Raw genomic sequence first — 22,380 nt, 5'->3', positions numbered from 1 at the left:
CTCGTTGAATCGATGAAAGACCGGCCGCAGCCCGCGAAAAGACGGGTGCAGCTGTCGGTCGGCAAGGCGGATTCAGCGAGCGGAAGGCGGGCCGCGCGCGTCGAACAGCGCGACCCATCGGGCGATTGCTTCGCCCTCGAGATAGGCAAAGGTGGCCGCCGGCAGCATGACCGGCAGCAGGAGGGCCGGCACGCAGAGCGCGGCCGGGCCGTGGGACAACTGGTCGTAGAGCCGGCAATCCGCATCGCTGTGCTCGCCGAAGAGCGCGACCAGGCCATGGGACCCATGGTCCGCCTCTCCCGCATGGGCGGACGCAGCCGCATGCGCATGCGCCGCAAGCGGGCTGTGGATCGTGCGGTGCACGAGCCCGAGCGTCGTCGCAAACCACAAGGCGAGCGCCAGCACGCACAGCATGGCGCGGGCTCGGAGCGGGTGGCGTGCGAGGCGCATGAAAGAAGAAAGGCTCAGGCCTTCTTGAGCCGCGCCGCGAAGGTCTTCTGGAACTTCTCGACCTTGGGCCCGACCACGAAGGCGCAATAGCCCTGGTTCGGGTTGTTCAGGAAGTAGTCCTGGTGGTAGGCCTCGGCGGTCGAGTAGTTGGCCAGCGGCTTCACCTCGGTCACGATCGGCGAGCGGTAGGTCTTGCTGGCCTCGATCTCGCGGATCACCTCTTCGGCGACCTGCTTCTGCGCGTCGTTGGCGTAATAGATGCCGCTGCGGTACTGGGTCCCCGCGTCGTTGCCCTGCCGGTTGAGTGTCGTGGGATCGTGCACGACGAAGAAGATCTCCAGGATCTCACGCAGCGTGATCTGCTGCGGATCGAATTCCACCCGGACCACCTCGACATGGCCGGTGCGGCCGGTACAGACCTGTTCGTAGCTGGGATTGATCGTCTCGCCGTTGCTGTAGCCCGATTCGACATCCACCACGCCCTGCACGCGGTCGAAAACCGCCTCGGTGCACCAGAAGCAGCCGCCGCCCAGCGCGATGATCTCGGTTTGCGGTGATGGCGTGGACATGAAAACTCCAGGGTGGAAATTGGCGAACCCAGCATTGTCGCGGCTTGACGGGTCCAGGCACGCTCACTACATTACTAACCCGTGAGTCATTAAGAAATCCATGCCCGCTCCCCGTTTCCTCAGCGACAAATTCTGCAGCACAGCGCGCGCCAAGCGCGAGCGCCGCAAGGAGGCGCGTCCCGGGGAACTGCTCGAGGCCGCACTGGACCTGTTCGTCGACAAGGGCTTCGCGGCCACCCGTGCCGAAGAGGTGGCGGCGCGCGCCGGCGTGTCCAAGGGCACCCTGTTCCTTTATTTTCCGAGCAAGGAAGAACTGTTCAAGGCGGTGGTGGTCGAGAACCTGTCCGGCCGCTTCACCGAGTGGAACAAGGAGTTCGAGGAGTTCGAGGGCAGCACCTCCGACATGCTGCGCTATTGCATGCGCATCTGGTGGGAGCGCGTGGGCTCGACCAAGGCCTCGGGCCTCACCAAGCTGATGCTGAGCGAGGGCCGCAATTTCCCGGAGCTGGCCGAGTTCTACCGCGAAGAGGTGGTGCGGCCCGGGCACACGCTGATGCGGCGCATCGTGCAGCGCGGCATCGACAGCGGGGAGTTCGCGCCGGTCGACGTCGGCCACGCGATCTACGCCATCATCGCGCCGATGCTCTTCCTGATGCTGTGGAAGCACTCGGCCGTCATCTGCGTCGACGCCGATTCGGATCTCGATCCCGAGAAGTACCTTGCGATCCAGGCCGAGACCGTGCTCCACGGGCTCAGCATGCCGCCGAAGGCGGGCGTATGAAGCGGTCGCTCGTCATCAAATGGGCGGTCGCGGCAGTGGTCGTCGCGCTGCTGGCCGGCGGCGTGCTGCGCGCCATCGAGGCGCGCCGCGCGCAGCAAGCCGCGGTCGCCGCCGCCGCGAAGCCGGCCGAAACGGTGGTGCAGCTCTCGCCGTCCGACGTGGTGCGCGCCACGCGGCGCGAACTCGCGCAGACGCTGGCGGTCTCGGGCACGCTCAAGGCGGTCGATTCGGCGCTGGTCAAGGCCCGCGTGGCCGGCGAGCTGATCGGCCTCACGCTGCGCGAGGGCGATGCGGTCACGGCCGGCCAGGTGGTCGCGCGCATCGACCCGGTCGAGTACAAGTCGCGCGTGCGCCAGGCTCAGGAGCAGGCGGACTCGGCCCGCGCGCAGGCCGAGGTGGCGCAACGCACTTACGACAACAACAAGGCGCTGGTCGACCAGGGCTTCATCTCCCGCACTGCGCTCGACACCTCGCAGTCGAATCTCAACGCCGCGCTCTCGACCCACCGCGCCGCGCTCGCCGCGGTGGAGATGGCGCACAAGTCGCTCGCCGACACCGTGCTCAAGAGCCCGCTCACCGGTCAGGTCGCGCAGCGGCTGGCGCAGCCGGGCGAGCGCGTCGCTGTCGATGCGCGCGTGATCGAGGTGGTCGACCTGAGCCGCATCGAGGTCGAGGCCACGCTCGCGGCAGCCGACTCGGTCGCAGTGCGCGTGGGCCAGCGCGCGACGCTGCAGATCGAAGGCAGCAGCGCTGTAGACCCGGCGAGCACCAACCGCAAGGTGGGCGCCAGCGTGGTGCGCGTCAACCCGAGCGCACAGGCCGGCAGCCGCAGCGTGCTGGTCTACCTGCGGCTGGACCGCAGCGCCGGCTTCCGCCAGGGCCTGTTCGCGCAGGGCAGCATCGACGTGGGGCGCGTCGACGCGCTCGCCCTGCCCTTGTCCGCGGTGCGCATCGACAAGCCGGCGCCTTACGTGCAGATGGTGATCGAGGGACGCATCGCCCACCGCGCGGTCCAGACCGGCCAGCGCGGCCAGGTCGACGGCCAGACGCTGGTCGCGGTGCGCGGCGTCGAGGATGGCGCGGTGGTGGTGGCGGGCAGCGTCGGCTCGCTGCGCGAAGGCACGGCAGTGCGCCTCTCGCCGGTCGCCGCGCCCTGAGCGCGCAATACCATGTGGTTCACGCGCGTCAGCCTGAAGAACCCGGTCTTGGCGACCATGCTGATGCTCGCGCTGGTGGTGCTCGGCATCTTCTCCTACCAGCGGCTGCAGGTCGACCAGTTCCCGAACATCGACTTCCCGGTGGTGGTGGTGATCACCGAGTACCCGGGCGCCTCGCCCGAGATCGTCGAGAGCGAGGTGACCAAGAAGGTCGAGGAAGGCGTCAACTCGATCGCCGGCATCAACGCCCTCACCTCGCGCAGCTACGAAGGCCAGTCGGTCGTCATCATCGAATTCCAGCTCTACGTCGACGGCCGCAAGGCGGCCGACGACGTGCGCGAAAAGGTCGCAGCGGTGCGGCCTCTGTTCCGCGACGAGGTGAAAGATCCGCGCGTGCTGCGCTTCGACCCGGCCTCGCGGCCCGTGTGGTCGGTGGCCGTGCTGCCCGATGGGCAGGAAGACAAACAACCGAGCGCGGTCGAGTTGACCAACTGGGCCGATCAGGTGCTGAAGAAGCGGCTGGAGAACGTGCGCGGCGTCGGCTCGGTGACGCTGGTGGGCGGCACCAAGCGCGAGATCAACATCTATCTCAATCCGCAGGCGATGGAAGCCTTCGGCGTCAGTGCGTCGCAGGTGGTCGAGGCGGTGCGCAACGAGAACCAGGCGCTGCCGGTGGGCGCCGTGCGCTCGCTCGAGCAGGAACGCGTGGTGCAGGTCGATGCGCGCATGGAGCGGCCGGAGGACTTCGGCAAGATCATCCTGATGCGCAGGGGCGGCGCGCCGATCCGCATCGACCAGGTGGCGACCGTGCGCGATGGCGCGCAGGAACTCGAGAGCCTCGCGCTCTACAACGGCCAGCGCACGCTGCTCCTGTCCGTGCAGAAGGCGCAGGACGAGAACACCATCGCGGTAGTCGACGGGCTCGCGAAGGCCATCGCCGACATCCGGCCGCAGTTGCCGCCCGGCGTCAAGCTCGAACCCATCGCCGACGCTGCGCGGCCGATCCGCGTCGCGGTCAACAACGTGCGGGAGACACTGATCGAAGGCGCGCTGCTCACCGTGCTGATCGTGTTCCTGTTCCTGAATTCGTGGCGCTCGACCGTGATCACCGGGCTCACGCTGCCGATCGCGCTGATCGGCACCTTCTGGTTCATGGCCATGTTCGGCTTCACCATCAACATGGTGACGCTGATGGCGCTGTCGCTGTGCGTGGGCTTGCTGATCGACGACGCGATCGTGGTGCGCGAGAACATCGTGCGCCACGTGCAGATGGGCAAGGCGCCTTACAGCGCGGCGCTCGACGGCACGCAGGAGATCGGGCTTGCGGTGCTGGCGACCACGCTCTCGATCGTCGCGGTGTTCCTGCCGATCGGCTTCATGGAAGGCATCATCGGCAAGTTCTTCCACGAGTTCGGCATCACCATCGTGGCGGCAGTGCTGATCTCGATGTTCGTGAGCTTCACGCTGGATCCGATGCTCTCGAGCATCTGGCACGACCCTGCAATCGATACGCACGGCAAGCGCGGCCCGCCCGTGACCTTCTACGACAAGACCATCGGCCGCGTCACCGGCTGGTTCGACCGCGCGACCGACCGGCTCGCTGAAGCCTACCAGGCCATCCTGCGCTGGTCCCTCGTGCACAAGCTCGCCACGCTGGCCGCGGCGCTCGGCATCTTCGCCGCCAGCGTGGTGATGGTGCCGCTCCTGGGCACCGAGTTCGTGCCCAAGGCCGACTTCTCGGAAACCGCGATCAACTTCTACACGCCGGTCGGCTCCTCGCTCGAAGTGACCGAGGCCAAGGCCCGCCAGGTCGAGGGCGTCCTGCGCGAAATGCCCGAGGTGCGCTACACGCTCAGCACCATCAACACCGGCGACGCGCAGGGCAAGATCTACGCAAGCATCTACGTGCGCCTGGTCGAGCGCAAGCTGCGCGAGCGCAGCGTCGACCAGATGTCGGGCGTGCTGCGCGAGAAGCTGCGCGCGATCCCGGGCATCACGGTCACGCACGTGGGCTTGCGCGACTCGGTGGGCGGCAACAAGGTCATCGAGTTCTCGCTGCAGGGCCCCGACCTGCAGGAGCTCGAACGGCTCACGCAGCGCGTGATGGAGGCGATCCGCCCGATTCCCGGGCTGGTCGATCTCGATTCGAGCCAGAAGCCCAACAAGCCGACCGTGAGCGTGGTGATGCGCCGCGATGCCGCCTCCGACCTCGGCCTCGGCGTGGCGCCGGTCGCGAACGCACTGCGCACGCTGGTGGCCGGCACCACGGTGGGCAACTGGCGCGCGCCCGACGACCAGACCTACGACGTCAACGTGCGGTTGGCGCCCGAGGTGCGCAACTCGCCGGCCGACCTGGCGCGCCTGCCCTTCGTCAGCACCGCCATGGGCGCCAATGCCGACGGCTCCAGCCGCATCGTTCGCCTGCAGCAGGTGGCCGATGTGCGCGAAGCCACCGGGCCAAACCAGATCAACCGCCGCGCACTGGCGCGCGAGGTCAGCATCAATGCCAACGTGGCCAACCGCTCGGCCGGCGAAGTGTCGGCCGACATCCGCACGGCGCTGGCCGGCATCGCCTTCCCGCCGGGCTACGGCTGGCAGTTCAGCGGCTCGACCAAGAACATGCAGGAGTCCTTCGGCTATGCGGTGTCGGCGCTGGCGCTGGCGATCATCTTCATCTACATGATCCTGGCCAGCCAGTTCAAGAGCTTCCTGCAGCCGCTGGCGCTGATGACGGCGCTGCCGCTCACGCTGATCGGCGTGGTGCTGGCCTTGCTGATGTTCCGATCCACGCTCTCGATGTTCTCGATCATCGGCATCGTGATGCTGATGGGCCTGGTGACCAAGAACGCCATCCTGCTGGTCGATTTCGCGATCCGTTCGCGCGAGAGCGGCGTCGCGCCCGACGGCACGCCGGTGCCGGGCCTGCCGCGCGCCGAGGCCCTGCTGCTCGCGGCGCGCGTGCGGCTGCGCCCGATCCTGATGACCACGCTGGCGATGATCTTCGGCATGGTGCCGCTGGCCTTCGCGATCAGCGAAGGCTCGGAGCAGCGCGCGCCCATGGGCCAGGCCGTGATCGGCGGCGTGATCACCTCCTCGCTGTTGACGCTGGTGGTGGTGCCGGTGGTCTATTGCTACATGGACGACCTGGCGAACTGGGCCCGGCGCCGCTGGCACCGCCAGCAAGCGGTCACGCGCACGGCCGACACTGTGGAGCCGCCGCCTAAAATTGAAGGTTTGTCCTGATTGACCCGACCCGCACGAGGAAAAAGCACATGAACCCCATTCCCACCCTGGAGCGCTTGCGCTTCAACATGATCGAGCAGCAGATCCGTCCCTGGGACGTGCTCGATCTCGAAATCCTGGACCTGCTGGCCCACATCCGGCGCGAGGACTACGTGCCCAAGGCCCACCGCGGCCTGGCCTTCTTCGACATGGAGATCCCGCTGGAGGGCGCCAAGACGAAGGAGCCCGGCCAGTGCATGCTCTCGCCCAAAGTCGAGGCGCGGATGCTGCAAGACCTGCATGTGCAGAAGCACGAATCCGTGCTCGAGATCGGCTCCGGCTCCGGGTTCATGGCCGCGCTGCTGGCGCACCGCGCGGCGCAAGTACTGACGCTCGAGATCGATCCTGGCCTGGCGGCCGTCGCCACCGAGAACCTGCGCCGCAACGGCGTGAACAACGTGGAAGTGCGCAACGCCGACGGCGCCGTGCCGCTGCCCAGCGGACCGACTTTCGACGTGATCGTGCTCAGCGGCTCGGTCGCGCGCCTGCCGCAGAGCCTGATGGGCTCGCTCAAGATGGGCGGCCGGCTGGCGGCGATCGTGGGCGACGAACCGATGATGCGCGCCCACTTCGTCACGCGCGTCGGCGAAGGCAAGTGGGACATCGTGCAGCCGTGGGACACGGTGGCGCCGCGCCTCTTGAACTTCCCTGCGCCTTCGCGCTTCAACTTCTGAGCGGAGCTCTCATGATCGACCAGGTCCGCCCGCCCGAACTCGCCGACTGGTTCGGCCACGACGCGAGTGCGCAGCCGGTGCTGCTGGACGTGCGCGAGCCGTGGGAAGTGCAAACCGCGAGCGTGGTGCCGCAGGGCTTCACGCTGGTGGCGATCCCGATGAACGAGATTCCGGCCCGCATCTCGGAGCTCGACCCGGCGCAGCGCATCGCCTGCCTCTGCCACCACGGCGCGCGCAGCCAGCGCGTGGCCGCCTTCCTGATCCAGAACGGCTTTGCCGAGGTGGCGAACGTCGCCGGCGGCATCGATGCCTGGTCGACGCAGCACGACCCCTCTGTGCCGCGCTACTGATTTCTTTTCCCAAGGACGCTCAATGCCCGTGCTCCGGCTTCTTCCCCTCTCGGTGGCGCTCGCCGCCGCGTTCGCACTGCCTGCCCACGGCCAGAGCCTGATCGATCTCTACGAATCGGCGCGCAGCTACGACGCGACCTACCAGGCCGCGCGTTCGCAGTACGACGCCAGCCTGGCGCGCGCGGCCCAGGCCAAGGCCGGCATCCTGCCGGCGGTCGGGCTGTCGGCCGGTGCCTCGCACACCGAGCTCGACGTCAACACGCCCGTCGGCAACACCTCGCGCGGCTTCAACACGCAGAACGTCGGCGTCAACGCCACCCAGCCCCTCTACCGGCCCGCGAACTGGGCCACCTACGAACAGGGCAAGCGCCAGGTCGACATCGCGCAGGCGGTGCTGACCATCGCCGACCAGGACCTGGTGGTGCGCGTGAGCCAGGCCTACTTCGACGTGCTCTCGGCCCAGGACAGCCTGGCGCTGGTGCGGGCGCAGAAGATCGCGGTGGCCGAGCAGCTGGCATCGGCCAAGCGCAATTTCGAGGTCGGCACCTCGACCATCACCGACACGCGCGAAGCCCAGGCGCGCTACGACCTCGTGATCTCGCAGGAGATCGCGGCCGAGAACGACCTCCAGGTCAAGAAGATCGCGCTCGACCAGCTGGTCGGCCGCCCTGGCAGCGTGCCGGTTCCGCTGGCCGCGCCGGTGGTGCTGCCCGAGGTGATGCCGGCCGATATCAACGCCTGGGTCGCGCAGGCCGAGGACGTGCATCCCTCGATCCGGCAGGCGCGGCTCGGCCTCGACGTGGCCACGCTCGAAGTCAGGAAGGCCGAAGCCGGCCACAAGCCCACCCTTGACGCGAACCTGGGCTACAACGTCACCAACAACCCGCAGGGCACCAGCACCACCACGGGCCGCTCGCGCATCAATGCGGCGACCGTGGGCGTGGTGTTCAACCTGCCCTTGTTCGCGGGCTATGCGACCGAGAACCGCGTCAAGGAAACGCTGGCGCTCGAAGAGCAGTCGCGCTCGGTGCTCGAATCGACGCGCCGCAGCGTGACGCAAGCCACGCGCGCGGCCTACCTCGGACTGGTCTCGGGGGCCGGGCAGGTGAAGGCACTCGAAGCCGCCGAGGCCTCCAGCCAGGTCGCGCTCGACGCCAACCGGCTCGGCTACCAGGTGGGCGTGCGCATCAACATCGACGTGCTCAATTCGCAGAGCCAGCTGTTCCAGACCAAGCGCGACCTCGCGGTGTCGCGCTACAACGTGCTGCTGGGCAATCTCAAGCTGCGGCAGGCCAACGGCACGCTGACGGCCGACGACCTGCGCGCGATCAACAGCACCTTGGCCACCGACGGCCGCCCTGCCGTGGACAGCACCGCCACGCCGGCACAGCCGCCGGCCTCGCAGCAGGCCCCGGCGCCCGGCCGGCCCGCCACGCCGATCCCGGTGGTGCCGCCGGTGCCGGTGCCGCCCTTCAGCCCGCCGCCGCCGGTCATGCCTTCGCCGCCACCGCCGCCGGTGATCCTGCCGCCGACGCGCTAGAGCGTCCTACTCGAGACTGGGCTCGGCCCGCTCCTCGGTCTCGGCCGTCGCCGCCTCCGCAACCGCCAGCACCGCCGCCGCCGTGCGCTGCGCCGCGCCGCGGTTCGAGTTGGCGAAAGCCAAGGCGGCCTCGGCCATCGCTTCGCGCCGCTCAGGCTTCTCGACCAGCTTGAGCGCCGCCGTGACCGCCTGCTCCATGTTGTCCACGCGCTGCGAGGCGCCGGCCGCGAGCGAGAGTTCGGCCGCCTCGGCGAAGTTGAAGGTCGACGGCCCCATGATCACCGGGCAGCCGCAGGCCGCGGCCTCGATCAGGTTCTGGCCGCCCAGCGGTTCGAAGCTGCCGCCCAGCAGCGCCGCGTCGGCCAGGCCGTAGTAGAGCGCCATCTCGCCGAGCGAATCGCCGAGCCAGATCTCGCATTCGGCCGGCGCGCCGGCCGCGCTGCGCCGCGCCACCGCGAAGCCCTGGGATTCGACCAGCGCCGCGACGTCGTCGAAACGCTGGGGATGACGCGGCACTATCATCCATTGCACGTCGTGCACCCGCTTGGCAATCGACTGCACCGCGTCCTGCGCCGGCGGCACGGGCGCCAGCGCGCCGAAGCGCTTGAGCACTTCGAGCAGCTGCACCTCCTCGCCGTCGCGCGAGCTCGCAAACACCACCACCGGCCGCGGCAGCTGCTCGCGCAAGCGGGTCGCCGCCGCGAGCTGGCGCGCATCGGGCGTGGCGTCGAACTTGAGGTTGCCGAACACGCCCGCCACCTTGGCGCCGAGCGAAACCAGCCGGTGCGAATCGGCCTCGGTCTGCGCCCACACGGCGGCCAATGCCGAATAGGCGGGCCGCGCGAGCCAGCCCAGACGCTCGGCCGAGGCCAGCGAGTTCTCGTTCAGCCGCGCGTTGGCCAGCACCAGCGGAATGCCGCGCTCAGCGCAGGCCGCCGACATCTCGGGCCAGACCTCGGTTTCCATCAGCACGCCGATGCGCGGCTGGAAGCGATCGAGAAAGCGCGCCACCGGCTCGGGCGCATCCCAGGGCTGCCAGACCTGCAGATCGCCGTCTTCCAGCAGCTTGGCGCCCTCTTCGCGCCCGGTGGCCGTGCCGTTGGTCAGCAGGATGGGGATGCCCGGGTACTGCCGCCGCAGCTCGGCGATCAGGATGCCGGCGGCGCGCGCCTCGCCGAGCGAGACCGCATGGATCCAGCACCAGCCGGTGCCGCTCGCAGCTTCGTCATAGTGGCCGAAGCGTTCTTCTACCGCATGCGCGTAGCCGGGCTCGGCCACGGCCCGGCGCCGCAGCTTGCGCCGCACCAGGGGTTCGGCCAGAGAAGTGAAGACGCCGTAGAGGCGCAGCAGCAACGAACGCACGCTTCGAAAATTCAGTGCGCGGCTTCCGCGAGGGTGGCGTCGGGCTTCGCGCTCTTCAGGAGCGCGAGCATCTCCTTCTGGATGCGGTCCAGCGCTGCCTGCGTCTGCCCTTCGAAGCGCAACACCAGCACCGGTGTGGTGTTGGAGGCGCGGATGAGCCCGAAGCCATCGGGCCAGTCGACGCGCACGCCGTCGATGGTCGAGACCTTGGCCGGGGCATCGAACTTCGCGGTCTTCACGAGCTGATCGACCACCGCGTGCGGTTCGCCTTCGGCGCACTTCACGTTGAGCTCGGGCGTCGAGAAGCTGGTCGGCAGTGCGTTGAGCGTGTCGCTCGAATTCGGCGTCTTGCTCAGGATCTCGAGCAGGCGGCAGCCCGCATAGGTGCCGTCGTCGAAACCGAACCAGCGCTCCTTGAAGAAGATGTGGCCGCTCATCTCGCCGCCCAGCGGCGATGCGATCTCCTTCATCTTGGCCTTGATCAGCGAGTGGCCGGTCTTGTAGATCAGCGGCTTGCCGCCGGCGGCCTCGATCGCGGGGCCCAGGCGCTGCGAGCACTTGACGTCGTAGATGATGGTCGCGCCCGGCACGCGCGAGAGCACGTCCTGCGCGAACAGCATCATCTGGCGGTCGGGATAGATGTTCTGCCCGTCCTTGGTGACGATGCCGAGGCGGTCGCCGTCGCCGTCGAAGGCCAGGCCCAGTTCGGCATCGCCGGCTTGCAGCGCGGCGATCAGGTCCTTGAGGTTCTCGGGCTTGCTCGGGTCCGGGTGGTGATTGGGAAAGTCGCCGTCGACCTCGCTGAAGAGCTCGGTCACCTCGCAGCCGATGGCGCGCAGGATGGCCGGGGCCGACGCGCCGGCGATGCCGTTGCCCGAATCGACCACGATCTTGAGCGGACGCGCCAGCTTGATGTCGCCGACGATGCGCTGCGTGTAGGCCTCGGTCACGTCGACCTTGCGCACGCTGCCGCCCGGGGCGAGCTTGGCGCTGCCGGCTTCCATCACCTTGTACAGGCCCTGGATCTCGTCGCCGTAGATCGCACGGCCGGCCAGTACCATTTTGAAACCGTTGTAATCCTTTGGGTTGTGGCTTCCTGTGACCTGAATGCCGCTGTTGGCCAGCGTGTTGGCCGCGAAATAGAGCATCGGGGTCGTGACGGCCCCGACATCGATCACTTCGATGCCGGTGGCCACCAGACCACGGACCAGGGCCTCGACCAGTGCGGGGCCCGACAGGCGCCCGTCGCGCCCCACCGCCACCGATTTCTCGCCGGCCGCGCGCGCCGCGCTGCCGAAGGCCTTGCCGAGCGCCTCGGCGACCTCGGCGTCGAGCGTGGTCGGCACGACGCCGCGAATGTCATAGGCCTTGAAGATCGATGCGCTGAGCTGCATGGGCTTCCTTTGAAAGTTCACAAACTGAGGACCATTGTAGGCATGGCCCTCGTGAGCCAAATGTCCGGAAATGGCTACTTCTGCGCGCACGGACACCTATCATTCCCCCATGTCTCCCGCCATCGCACCCACCGCCGGACTCGAGAGCGACGCCTGCTACCTGGCCATGAAGGCCCACGATGCACGCTTCGACGGCTCCTTCTTCACCGGCGTGACCTCCACCGGCGTCTACTGCCGCCCGGTCTGCCGCGTGAAGCTGCCGCGGCGCGAGAACTGCCGTTTCTTCCGCCATGCGGCACAGGCCGAGGCCGCGGGCTTCCGGCCCTGCCTGCGCTGCCGGCCCGAACTCGCGCCGCGGGCTGCGAGCTGGTCGACCGAGGACGCATCGCGCATCCTTGCCTTGCAAGCCGCGCGCCTGATCGACGAACCCGATGCCTGGGACGAAGACGGCCCCGGCGCCGCCCGCATCGCCGCGCGGCTGGGCGTGAGCGACCGCCACCTGCGCCGCATCTTCGAGACCCAGTTCGGCGTGTCGCCGCTGCAGTACCTGCAGACGCGCCGCCTGCTGGCCGCCAAGCAGCTGATCGCCGACACGCGGCTGCCGATGACGCAGGTCGCACTGGCCAGCGGCTTCGCGAGCGTGCGCCGCTTCAACGCGGCCTTCGTGACACACTACGGCCTCAATCCGAGCGCGCTGCGGCGCGCCGGCCCTGCGGGCGACGGTCGCGAAAGCGAGGCCATCGACGTGCGGCTGGGCTTTCGGCCGCCCTATGACGGTGCGGCGATGCTGGGCTTCTTCGCGCGCCGGGCCCTCGGCGGCGTCGAGTCGATCACCGATGCCGGCGGCACGCCGCAGCTGGCGCGCACGCTGCGCGTCGTGAAGGGCGAACACGTGCATGCGGGCTGGCTCCAGCTTCGCTTCGACGCGCAGCGCGAGCAGTTGCTGCTGCGCGTCGGCGATTCGCTGGCCGCTGTGCTGCCGATCGTGATCAGCCGCGTGCGCGCCATGCTCGACCTGGATGCCGAGCCGATGGCGATCAACAGTGCGCTGCATGCGAGCTTTCCGCATGGCGACGGGCTGCGCGTGCCGGGCACGGTCGACGGTTTCGAGCTCGCGGCGCGCGCCGTGCTCGGCCAGCAGATCACGGTGGCCGCGGCGCGCACCATGGGCACGCGACTGGTGCAGGCCTTCGGCGAAGCGATCGCGACGCCGATCGCCGGGCTGGACCGCCTGTTCCCCACGCCCGCGGCCATCGCCGGCGCGAGCGGCGATGCGCTCGGCCAGCTCGGCATCGTGCGGCAACGGCAGGCCGCGTTGAGCGCGCTCGCCCGCGAGGTGCAAGCCGGCCGGCTGGCCTTGCATGCCGGCGCCGACGTGCCCGCCACGCTCGCCGCCCTGCAGGCCCTGCCCGGCATCGGCGACTGGACCGCGCAGTACATCGCGATGCGCGCGCTGCGCTGGCCCGATGCCTTCCCGGCCGGCGACGTCGCGCTGCAGAAGGCGCTCGGCGTCTCCTCTGCTCGCGCCGCAACCGAAGCCTCGCAAGCCTGGCGCCCCTGGCGCAGCTACGCGGTGCTGCGCGCCTGGCACAGTCCTCTACCCGCTGCCGATGCCACGGCAGCACTTCCTTCCGATCAGCCATGAAATTCAAGAACACCACCATCTACAGCACCCACATCGAGAGCCCGCTCGGCGGCATCACGCTGGCCGCCACCGACGAAGGCCTGGCCGGCGTCTGGTTCGACCGGCAACGCCACTGGCCTGACTCGAGCGGCTGGCAGACTGATGCGGAGCACCCGGTGCTGCGCGAGGCGGCCGCGCAGCTCGCCGACTACTTCGCCGGCAAGCGCCAGCACTTCGACCTGCCGCTCGACCTCTCGCACGGCACCGGCTTCCAGCAGGCGGTGTGGCAAGCCCTGCTCGCCATTCCGGCGGGCCGCACCATCAGCTACGGCGCCTTGAGCGCCGGCATCGGCAAGCCGGCCGCCGTGCGCGCGGTGGGCGCCGCCGTGGGCCGCAATCCGATCAGCGTGATCGTCCCTTGCCACCGCGTGCTGGGCACCAACGGCTCGCTGACCGGCTATGCGGGCGGGCTCGAACGCAAGAGCGCGCTGCTCGAACTGGAAGGTGCGCTGTGAGCGAAGGCGAGTGCACGACGGCCGCTGCTCCGCTGCCAACCGCCGCACGCCCGGCCAACCGCCGCTGGCTGGTCGATCTGGTGCTCTTGGGCATGCTCTGGGGCGCTTCCTTCCTGTTCATGCGTGTAGGCGCCGCCGAATTCGGCGCGCTGCCGACGGCCGCGGTGCGCGTCGCGATCGCGATGTTGTTTCTGCTGCCGCTCCTGTTCATGCGCGGCCAATGGTCCAGCTTCAGGCAATACTGGAAGCCCGCGCTGGGCATCGGCGTGCTCAACTCCGGCCTGCCCTTCGCCTTCTTCTGCTTCGCGCTGCTCACCATCAACAGCGGCCTGGCCGCGGTGATCAATGCGACGGTGCCCATGTTCGGCGCGCTGGTGGCCTGGCGCTTCTTCGGCGAACGGCCCGATCGCTCGCGCAGCATCGGCCTGGTGATCGGCTTCGCCGGCGTCGCGATGCTGGCCGGCCGCAGCGCGGGCCTGCAATCGGGGGCCGATGAGGCCGCCGCACGCTGGGCCATCGGCGCCTGCCTCGCGGCCTGCATCTGCTACGCCTTCGCGGCCAGCCTGACGCGCAAGCACCTGAGCGGCGTGCCGGCGCTTGCAACGGCAACCGGAAGCCAGATCGGCGCCACGCTGGCGCTCGCGCTGCCGGCCCTCTGGCTCTGGCCGGCGACGATGCCAAGCCTGCAGGCCTGGCTCGCGCTCATCGTGCTGGGCACCGCCTGCACCGGGCTGGCCTACATCCTGTTCTTCCGCCTGATCGAGACCGCCGGGCCGGCGCGCGCGCTGACCGTGACTTTCCTGGTGCCGGTGTTCGCGCTGTTCTACGGCGCCGTGTTCCTCGGCGAGGAGATCACGCAGTGGATGCTGATCTGCGCGGTGGTGATCGTCTGCGGCGTGGCCTTGTCGACCGGGCTGGTCAAGCTGGGACGCCGGCAGCGCGCCCCCGCCTAGATCACGCCGGCCACCACGTTGATCGACAGCGCCAGCACCAGCATGTTGAAGGCGAAGGACAGCACGCTGTGCACGAGCGTGATGCGCCGCATCTCGCGCGAGCTGACCTGCACGTCGGACACCTGCGAGCACATGCCGACCACGAAGGCGTAGTAGAGGAAGTCGAAGTAGTCGGGGTCCAGCTTGCCGGGGAAATCCAGCCCCGGGTGCTTGCGCCCGCGTTCCACCTGGTAGTAGCGGTGCGCGTAATGAAAGCCGTAGATCGTGTGGATCATGAGCCAGGAGCCCGCCAGCGCGACCAGCCCGAGCGCGATATGGCCGGCGCGCTCCACGCCGCCCATCTGCTTGACCTGCTGCAGCAGCATCGCGATCGCCACCACGCTGGCGCCGACCACGCTCAACATGCTCGCCAGGATCAGCGCGCTGGGCTGGTCCAGTGACTGCGCGCGCAGCCGCGTGCTCTCGGCATCCGAGATTTCGGCCAGCCACCAGGCCGACAGCAGGTACAAGGCAGCGCCGAAGCACCAGCCCAGCAGGCCGCGCGCAATGCCGTCCAGCGGCCAGGGCAGCAGGGCCGCCGCCAGGCCGATGACCGCGCAGCACAGCAGGCGCTGCCAGCCGACCATCCGCGAAAAAAGGATGCGCATGCAGTCACTGTAGCGCCCTGCGACTGCAACTGATCCGGTCGCCGGAGCGCGCACTGAGCCTGTTCTCCCGGCGGCCATGCGGGGAGAATCGCGCGCAACCCATGAACATCCCACGCTACTGGCACGCCTTGCTGTTCGCCGCCTGCAGTCTCGCGCCGCTGCCGCCTGCCGCCGCCGCGACACCCACCCGCGTCCCCGACACCATCGAGCAGCGCGTGGCAGCCTGCATTGCCTGCCACGGCCGCGAAGGCGCCAGCACCAACGCGGGCTACTTCCCGCGCCTGGCCGGCAAGCCCGAGGGCTACCTCTACAACCAGCTGCTGAGCTTTCGCGACGGCCGGCGCTTCAACAGCGACATGGTCCACATGGTGCGTCACCTCTCGGATGCCTACCTGCGCGAGATCGCAGCCTACTTCGCCGGGCTCGACCTGCCCTATCCACCCGTGCCGACCCGCTCCGACGCGTCGGAGCAAAGCCTGCAGCACGGCAAGACCCTCGCCCTCCAGGGCGATGCGCGGCGCGGCATTCCGGCCTGCGCGCAATGCCATGGCGAAGCGCTCACCGGTGTGGCGCCCGCCATTCCCTCGCTGCTCGGCCTGCCTCGCCTCTACCTCGCGTCGCAGCTCGGCGACTGGCTCAACAACGGCCGCCATGCGCTGCCGCCCGATTGCATGGCCAAGGTGGGACGCAAGCTGAACCCGGCCGACATCAACGCGGTGGCGAGCTGGCTGGCCCTGCAGCCGGTGCCGGCGAATCCCAAGCCCGCATCCGCGCTGCCGGGACCCCTGCCGATCCCTTGCAGCGCGATGGGGCCCTAGCCATGCGACGCCTCCTCTACGCGCTGCTTGGGGTACTCGCGCTGCTGGTGCTGGCCGCGCTTGCGATCGTCGCGTTCAACCTGCGCGGCGAAGACAAGCTGCCCGACGTCCCTGCAGCCTTCAGTGCCACGCCGGCCCAGGTCGAACGCGGCCGCTATCTCGCGCTGGCCGGGAACTGCGCCGGCTGCCACACGACGCGCGGCGGCGCGCCCTATGCCGGCGGGCTCGGCATCGACACGCCCTTCGGCACCGTGTACGCAAGCAACCTCACGCCCGACGAAAGCGCCGGTATCGGCAGCTGGAGCGCGGCGCATTTCTGGCGCGCCATGCACAACGGACGTTCGAAGGACGGACGCCTGCTGTACCCGGCCTTCCCCTATCCGAACTTCACGCGCGTGTCGCGCGAGGATTCGGACGCGATCTATGCCTACCTGCGGACCGTGCCGCCCGCGCCGGCGCCGAACACGCCGCACAAGCTGCGCTTTCCCTACGACACGCAAGCGGCACTCGCGGTGTGGCGCGCGCTCTTCTTCTCGCCCGGCGGCTTCGTTCCCGATCCGGCGAAGCCGGCCGAATGGAACCGCGGCGCCTACCTGGTCGACGGCCTCGGCCACTGCATCGCCTGCCACGGCACGCGCAACGTGCTGGGCGCCACCGAGGAGAAGCTGGGCCTCGCGGGCGGCCCGGTCGAGAACTGGTATGCGCCTTCGCTGAATTCGAAGCGCGAGGCCGGCGTGGCCGACTGGGACACGCAGCACGTGGTCGCCCTGCTCAAGAACGGCACTTCGCCGCGCGGCTCGGTCATGGGGCCGATGGCCGACGTGGTGTACCGCAGCACCCAGCACCTGAGCGAGGCCGATCTGCAGGCGATGGCGGTGTTCCTGAAGCAGTTGCCCGAACGCGCGCCGACTGCTGCAGCGACAGCACCCGCGCGCCGCGATGCCGGCGTGATGGCGCGCGGCGCCAAGATCTACGACCAGCAATGCGCCTACTGCCATGGCGACGCGGGCCAAGGCGCCGAGGGTGCCTACCCGGCCCTGGCGGGCAGCCGCACGGTCAAGATGGATTCAACGGTCAACCTGGTGCAGGCACTGCGCCACGGCGGTTTCCTGCCCTCCACCGCCGGCAATCCACGGCCCTACGGCATGCCGCCCTTCGGCCATGTGCTCGACGACGACGGCATCGCCGCCGTGCTGACCTACATCCGCGGCTCGTGGGGCAACAACGCGCCGCCGGTCACGCGGCGGGAAACGATGCGCCGCTGAGGCTTCGCGCTCAGTAGGAGCCCGGCGGCGGCGCCGTCGACAGCTTGAAGCGCGCGGCCGGCCCGATCCTCTTGACGATCGAAGATCGCGCCGCACCGATCAGCCGGCCCACGGGCGCCTTGAGGACGTCCACGGCGGGCGACTCGCCGGGGTAGGCGGGCGAGAGGCCGCATCTGCGCAAGACCCGGTTCACCTGGTGGACGCGAGCGGTCAAGCGCGTGACCGAGGTGTAGAAGGTCACGCCGACCGAGATCGACACGCGGTCACCCGGGGAGGTCCAGGCGGTATCGGAACTCGTCATGTGCGGCGAGGTGCTCGGGAAATAGACGCCGTCTCCCGGACGGGCGTTGAACTCGTGGCTGAGAGGCCTGAACTCCTCCTTGAAGCGCACCTTCCTGAGCGAATGGGTGACGATGAAATCCTCCACCGCCTCGGCCGGCACGATGCTGCGATCCGCATGGTCCCAGACGTACAGCGTCTTGCGCCCATGCAACTGCAGCCAGAAGTTGTTCTCGCGATCGATGTGGAAGGGCGTCACCGAGGGCGGCACCGTGATGAAGACGAAGCCGTTCACCCGAAAGATGTCCGGCTGCTCGCGTTCCACATAGAAGCGCATGGTGTCGACGATGTCGAACAGCAAGGCCTGGTAGCGCGGAATGACTTCGATGTTGTAGAGGGCGAGCCACGAATTCAGCTCTTCGATGCGCTCGAAACACTCGTCGATGCTGCGCCCGTCCGGATGCAGGCTGTCGTGCGCGATCTTGGAAGCCGGGGTGATGTCCGGCCGCATGAACCGGCACTGGCTGAACGGGACGAGCTCCTTGGCGAGCTTCGCGAGTTCGCGCATCTGAAACAGAGGATGCTCGTGCAGGTTGTGATGCAACGTAGCAATCCTGTAGGTCGAAAAACTTGCAGGGTCATCCATCCACAACCTATGGGTTGCAGAGGACGGCACGGCAATCGCGGTGCAATCTCCCATCGCATCTCCCCGGCGCGCTTCATCGCGTCTAATACTTTCGTTTACCTTTCCATAGCCAGATTAAACGGCAGCCGGCGAGAACGGACCACCCGTAGACCGCGCACGGAACAAGGTTGTCCCGTGAGATCATTTGACTCTCCCATCATGGGAAGGTTGAAGCTCCTTGCCAGCTGCAACACCGTCTGGAAATAGGAGAGTTCATGAACGACAGCCTGGCGCTACGGCCGCCCGCATCGAGCCACGACGTCGGCGAGCAGACGCTGAGTCTGCAGATCGAGGGCATGACCTGCGCATCCTGCGTCTCGCGCGTCGAGAAGGCGCTGGCCAAAGTGCCGGGCGTGGCTTCCGCGACGGTGAACCTGGCCACAGAGAAGGCAGAGGTCGCGTTCGCCGACCGCTCGCTCGACGTGCACAGCCTGATCGCCGCCGTTCAGAAGGCGGGCTATGCCGCGCACGAGGTCGAGGAGGAGGCGCCCGTTGCGCCGGCCACGGTCGCTCGCCGCTGGCCCGACTGGTGGCCGGTCGCGGTGGCGGCCCTGCTCTCGGCGCCGCTGATGCTGCCGATGTTGGGCCTCCTGTTCGGCAGCGCGTGGATGCTCGACGGCTGGCTGCAGCTCGCGCTGGCGACACCGGTGCAGTTCTGGCTCGGAGCGCGCTTCTACCGCGCCGGATGGAAGGCGCTGAAAGCCGGCACCGGCAACATGGATCTGCTGGTGGCCCTCGGCACCACGGCCGGCTACGGGCTGAGCGTCTACCTGCTCTATACCCATGCGGGCCACGGCATGCCGCCGCATCTGTACTTCGAGGCCTCGGCGGTGGTGATCACGCTGGTGCTGCTGGGCAAGTGGTTGGAGACGCGGGCCAAGCGCCAGACCACCGAGGCGATCCGCGCCTTGAATGCATTGCGTCCGGAGCGCGCCCGCGTGCGCCGCAACGGCGTGGACCGGGACGTCGCGCTCGGGCAGGTCCAGGTCGGCGACCTGGTGGTCGTGCGGCCCGGCGAGCGCGTGCCGGTGGACGGCCTCGTGGCCGAGGGCGCGAGCGAGGTCGACGAGTCGCTGATCACCGGCGAAAGCCTGCCGGTCGCCAAACAGGTGGACGACGCGGTGACCGGCGGTGCCGTCAACGGCCAGGGCCTGCTCGTCGTCCGGACCACCGCGGTGGGCGCGGAATCGACGCTCGCGCGCATCGTGCGGCTGGTCGAATCCGCGCAAGCGAAGAAGGCGCCGATCCAGCGCCTGGTCGACCGGGTCAGCAGCGTCTTCGTGCCGATCGTCATCGGCATCGCGCTCGTGACCGTGCTCGGCTGGGGCTTGGGCACGGGCGACTGGGAAGCCGCGATCCTCAATGCGGTGGCCGTGCTCGTGATCGCCTGCCCCTGCGCGCTGGGTCTGGCGACGCCGACCGCGATCATGGCCGGCACCGGCGTGGCCGCGCGCCACGGGGTGCTGATCAAGGACGCCGAGGCGCTCGAAGTGGCGCACAGCGTGAAGATCGTTGCCTTCGACAAGACGGGCACGCTGACCGAAGGCCGGCCGGAACTGGCGGCCTTCGAAGCGGTGGACGGCGATGCAACCGCCCTGCTGCGCGCGAGCGCAGCCATCCAGGCGGGCAGCGAGCATCCGCTGGCGCGCGCGGTGCTCGCGCGAGCGCAGCAGATGGGCCTCGCGATCCCGCGCGCCGGCGAAGTGCGCGCCGCGGCCGGGCGCGGCATGGCGGCCACGGTCGATGGCCGCGCGCTGCGTCTGGGCAGCACGCGTTTCATGCGCGAGCTCTCGGTGCCGCTGGGCAAGCTCGACGCGCGCGCCTCGCAGCTGCAGGCCGAAGGCCGCACCGTGTCCTGGTTGGCCGACGTCAGCGAAGGTCCGAAGCTGATCGGCCTCCTTGCCTTCGGCGATGCGCCGAAGGCGAATGCCGCGGCCGCCATCGAACAACTGCACGCGCAGGGCATCCGCACGGCGCTGGTCACCGGCGACAACCGCGGCAGCGCCGAGGCGGTGGCGAAGCTGCTGAAGATCGACACCGTGCGCGCCGAGGTGCTGCCCGAAGACAAGGCCGCCGTGGTCGCGCAGCTCAAGGCCGAGGGCCAGCGCGTTGCGATGGTGGGCGACGGCATCAACGATGCGCCGGCGCTGGCCGCGGCCGACGTCGGCATCGCGATGTCCACCGGCACCGACGTCGCGATGCATGCGGCCGGCATCACGCTGATGCGCGGCGACCCGGCGCTGGTGAGCGACGCGATCGACATCTCGCGCCGCACCTACGCCAAGATCCGGCAGAACCTGTTCTGGGCCTTCGTCTACAACGTGGTCGGCATCCCGCTCGCGGCCTTCGGCCTGCTGAGCCCGGTGATCGCCGGCGCGGCGATGGCCTTCAGCAGCGTGAGCGTGGTGAGCAATGCGCTGCTCCTGCGGCGCTGGAAAGGAGGTGCGTGATGAGCAGTACTTTTGCGGGGCCGTTCAACATCGGCGATGCAGCCACCCGCTCGGGGGTCAACGCCAAGATGATCCGGCACTACGAATCTCTCGGCCTGTTGCCCAAGATCAGCCGGACGGACTCGGGCTACCGCCAGTACACCGGGAACGATGTGCACACGCTGCGCTTCATCCGGCGAGGGCGCACGCTCGGCTTCAGCATGGCCGAGATTGCAGAGCTGCTGAAGCTGTGGCAGAACAAGCGCCGTGCAAGCGCTGACGTCAAGCGCATCGCGCTCGCACATGCGGAAGATCTCGGCCGGCGCATCGAAGAGATGGAAAGCATGAAGCGCACGCTGGAGCGGCTGGCGGATTGCTGTCAGGGAAACGAGCGGCCAGACTGTCCGATCATTGACGAGCTCGCCGACCTCACCGGATTTGCGGGCCGCCATCCTGTTGCTGCCAAGCGCCAAATCTTGCAGGCGGACTCGACAGTCTAGGTGCCGGATCAAGAAGCTGGTTTGCGTGGCGAGGAACTGTTCTACCTGCCGATACACAAATCATCATGACGAGGACCGGAGGCCTCAGATGATTCGTGCGAGCCTCGCCCAACGACAGACTCTCCACGCCTGGATGCTCGCATGCGCACTTGGCGTCCTCGCGGCGCCGCCGGTTCGTGCCGGCCAACCGGTGACCCTGACTCACGTCCACGGGCTGTCCTATAGCGCTGACGGAAAGCAGCTCCTGATCCCCAGCCACCATGGCCTTGCCGTGTACGCGGACGGGCATTGGTCCAAGGCGGAGGGGCCGGCGCACGACTACATGGGCTTCTCCGCCACGCGCGATGCGCTGTACAGCAGCGGGCACCCGGCGCCGGGTTCCGAGCTGACCGATCCCTTTGGCCTGATCAAGAGCAGCGACGGCGGCAAAACCTGGCAGCAGCTCGGGCTCACGGGCGAGTCGGACTTCCACATACTGGCAACCAGCTTCGCGACCAACGCCGTGTACGTGGCCAACAAAGAGGCAAACACCCGCATGAGCCAAGTCGGCATCTACCACACGCGGACCGACGGCCTCAGGTGGCGACGCGCCGCGGCCAAGGGACTGGGGCGCTGGCTCCATAGCCTGGCCGTGCATCCCACCAACGCTGCCGTCGTCGCCGCGGGCACGGACGAGGGACTCTATCTGTCCCGGAATTCGGCGGAGAGCTTCGAGCGGCTGGTCGGCGGCATGGTGACTGCCGAAAGCTTCGATCTGGATGGGCAGCACTTGTGGTTCAGTACCTATGCCGACAAGGCGGTGCTGGCGAGGATCGTATTGAAGGCCAGGGCCAAGGCCGAAGAGGTGCCGATCCCAGCGCCGACAGACGATGCTGTGGCGTACATCGCGCAGAACCCTGTCCGGCGTGAAGAGATCGCGATCGCGACCTTCAAGCGAAGCGTGTTTCTCAGCAAGGACCAGGGTCGGACCTGGACGCAGATCGCGAAGGGTGGAACGACCCATGAGTGACTCACATGTGTCGGGGCATGTTGATGCATCTGCGGCAGCAAGCGGAAGCATCCTGAAATTGCCGCTCAAGTAGTCCCCAAGGCCTGCTTAACCCTGA

The 22,380-nt window shown here is 68.6% G+C and carries 20 protein-coding genes; 14 read left to right on the top strand and 6 right to left on the bottom strand.

Translation table 11 applies throughout. The annotated features are described in order from the left end of the window. Window positions 1–72: 72 nt before the first annotated feature. Window positions 73–450 carry a hypothetical protein gene (locus tag BLS74_RS00830; RefSeq protein ID WP_093102177.1) on the bottom strand — a complete coding sequence of 126 codons (378 nt, stop codon included), beginning with the start codon at window positions 448–450 and terminating at the stop codon, window positions 73–75. A 14-nt stretch (window positions 451–464) separates the two neighbouring features. Beyond that, complete coding sequence (gene msrA / locus BLS74_RS00825) at window positions 465–1,019, bottom strand: peptide-methionine (S)-S-oxide reductase MsrA (RefSeq protein WP_093102176.1); 555 nt, start codon at window positions 1,017–1,019, stop codon at window positions 465–467. 100 nt (window positions 1,020–1,119) lie between these two features. Here msrA and BLS74_RS00820 point away from each other — a divergent pair, with 100 nt between their 5' ends. The 6 genes from BLS74_RS00820 to BLS74_RS00795 are packed head-to-tail and all read left to right on the top strand — an operon-like array spanning window position 1,120 to window position 8,803. Further along, window positions 1,120–1,800 (top strand): TetR/AcrR family transcriptional regulator, encoded by a 681-nt coding sequence (locus BLS74_RS00820; protein WP_093102174.1) that lies wholly within the window; start codon window positions 1,120–1,122, stop codon window positions 1,798–1,800. Beyond that, window positions 1,797–2,957: an efflux RND transporter periplasmic adaptor subunit gene (locus BLS74_RS00815; protein WP_093102173.1), complete on the top strand. Its 1,161-nt coding sequence runs from the start codon at window positions 1,797–1,799 to the stop codon at window positions 2,955–2,957. Before BLS74_RS00820 ends, BLS74_RS00815 begins: the two co-directional genes overlap by 4 nt. A 12-nt stretch (window positions 2,958–2,969) precedes the next feature. Then, window positions 2,970–6,200, top strand: coding sequence for an efflux RND transporter permease subunit (locus BLS74_RS00810; RefSeq protein WP_093102171.1), 3,231 nt, complete (start codon window positions 2,970–2,972; stop codon window positions 6,198–6,200). 29 nt (window positions 6,201–6,229) lie between these two features. Beyond that, window positions 6,230–6,913, top strand: coding sequence for a protein-L-isoaspartate O-methyltransferase family protein (locus BLS74_RS00805; RefSeq protein ID WP_093102170.1), 684 nt, complete (start codon window positions 6,230–6,232; stop codon window positions 6,911–6,913). An 11-nt stretch (window positions 6,914–6,924) separates the two neighbouring features. Continuing rightward, entirely contained in the window at window positions 6,925–7,263 is a 339-nt protein-coding gene (locus BLS74_RS00800) for a rhodanese-like domain-containing protein (RefSeq protein ID WP_093102168.1), read from the top strand. 22 nt (window positions 7,264–7,285) lie between these two features. Beyond that, window positions 7,286–8,803, top strand: a complete 1,518-nt coding sequence (locus BLS74_RS00795) for a TolC family outer membrane protein (RefSeq protein ID WP_093102167.1) — start codon at window positions 7,286–7,288, stop codon at window positions 8,801–8,803. Between the two features lie 6 nt (window positions 8,804–8,809). On the opposite strand, the gene BLS74_RS00790 is transcribed toward BLS74_RS00795, so the two are convergent. Both BLS74_RS00790 and BLS74_RS00785 read right to left on the bottom strand, forming a co-directional pair. Continuing rightward, a complete protein-coding gene (locus BLS74_RS00790; RefSeq protein ID WP_093102165.1) occupies window positions 8,810–10,165 on the bottom strand; it encodes a 3-deoxy-D-manno-octulosonic acid transferase in 1,356 nt (451 codons plus the stop codon). Window positions 10,166–10,176: 11 nt separating this feature from the next. Next, complete coding sequence (locus BLS74_RS00785) at window positions 10,177–11,559, bottom strand: phosphomannomutase/phosphoglucomutase (protein ID WP_093102164.1); 1,383 nt, start codon at window positions 11,557–11,559, stop codon at window positions 10,177–10,179. Window positions 11,560–11,668: 109 nt separating this feature from the next. Between BLS74_RS00785 and BLS74_RS00780 the strand changes: the two genes are divergently transcribed. Genes BLS74_RS00780 through BLS74_RS00770 form a run of 3 tightly spaced genes read left to right on the top strand, consistent with a single transcriptional unit; the run spans window position 11,669 to window position 14,651 of the window. Continuing rightward, window positions 11,669–13,204, top strand: coding sequence for a DNA-3-methyladenine glycosylase 2 family protein (locus BLS74_RS00780; RefSeq protein ID WP_093102162.1), 1,536 nt, complete (start codon window positions 11,669–11,671; stop codon window positions 13,202–13,204). Further along, the gene (locus BLS74_RS00775; protein WP_093102161.1) at window positions 13,201–13,698 is read left to right on the top strand and encodes a methylated-DNA--[protein]-cysteine S-methyltransferase; all 498 of its coding nucleotides are present in this window, start codon (window positions 13,201–13,203) and stop codon (window positions 13,696–13,698) included. Before BLS74_RS00780 ends, BLS74_RS00775 begins: the two co-directional genes overlap by 4 nt. A 32-nt stretch (window positions 13,699–13,730) precedes the next feature. After that, complete coding sequence (locus BLS74_RS00770) at window positions 13,731–14,651, top strand: DMT family transporter (RefSeq protein ID WP_280142597.1); 921 nt, start codon at window positions 13,731–13,733, stop codon at window positions 14,649–14,651. Here the strand turns inward: BLS74_RS00770 and BLS74_RS00765 are convergent. Continuing rightward, window positions 14,648–15,298: a DUF1345 domain-containing protein gene (locus BLS74_RS00765; RefSeq protein ID WP_093102159.1), complete on the bottom strand. Its 651-nt coding sequence runs from the start codon at window positions 15,296–15,298 to the stop codon at window positions 14,648–14,650. The two genes, BLS74_RS00770 and BLS74_RS00765, sit on opposite strands and share 4 nt — an antisense overlap. A gap of 101 nt (window positions 15,299–15,399) precedes the next feature. Between BLS74_RS00765 and BLS74_RS00760 the strand changes: the two genes are divergently transcribed. After that, window positions 15,400–16,116 carry a c-type cytochrome gene (locus BLS74_RS00760; RefSeq protein WP_139191609.1) on the top strand — a complete coding sequence of 239 codons (717 nt, stop codon included), beginning with the start codon at window positions 15,400–15,402 and terminating at the stop codon, window positions 16,114–16,116. 2 nt (window positions 16,117–16,118) lie between these two features. Then, window positions 16,119–17,381, top strand: a complete 1,263-nt coding sequence (locus tag BLS74_RS00755) for a c-type cytochrome (RefSeq protein ID WP_093102157.1) — start codon at window positions 16,119–16,121, stop codon at window positions 17,379–17,381. Between the two features lie 10 nt (window positions 17,382–17,391). Here BLS74_RS00755 and BLS74_RS00750 read toward each other — a convergent pair whose 3' ends face one another. Beyond that, a complete protein-coding gene (locus BLS74_RS00750; RefSeq protein WP_244503698.1) occupies window positions 17,392–18,306 on the bottom strand; it encodes a JmjC domain-containing protein in 915 nt (304 codons plus the stop codon). Between the two features lie 254 nt (window positions 18,307–18,560). On the opposite strand from BLS74_RS00750, the gene BLS74_RS00745 reads away from it, so the two are divergent. From BLS74_RS00745 to BLS74_RS00735, 3 genes are all read left to right on the top strand, one after another. Further along, complete coding sequence (locus BLS74_RS00745; RefSeq protein ID WP_093102154.1) at window positions 18,561–20,795, top strand: heavy metal translocating P-type ATPase; 2,235 nt, start codon at window positions 18,561–18,563, stop codon at window positions 20,793–20,795. Further along, window positions 20,795–21,274, top strand: a complete 480-nt coding sequence (gene cueR / locus BLS74_RS00740) for a Cu(I)-responsive transcriptional regulator (RefSeq protein ID WP_093102152.1) — start codon at window positions 20,795–20,797, stop codon at window positions 21,272–21,274. Before BLS74_RS00745 ends, cueR begins: the two co-directional genes overlap by 1 nt. An 88-nt stretch (window positions 21,275–21,362) precedes the next feature. After that, complete coding sequence (locus BLS74_RS00735) at window positions 21,363–22,283, top strand: F510_1955 family glycosylhydrolase (protein WP_093102150.1); 921 nt, start codon at window positions 21,363–21,365, stop codon at window positions 22,281–22,283. Window positions 22,284–22,380 lie beyond the last annotated feature (97 nt).

Origin of the sequence: Variovorax sp. CF079, assembly GCF_900101545.1 — a bacterium.
Lineage (GTDB): Bacteria > Pseudomonadota > Gammaproteobacteria > Burkholderiales > Burkholderiaceae_C > Variovorax.
Note: the sequence above shows the minus strand (reverse complement) of the source record. Positions and strands in the feature narration are given on the sequence as shown.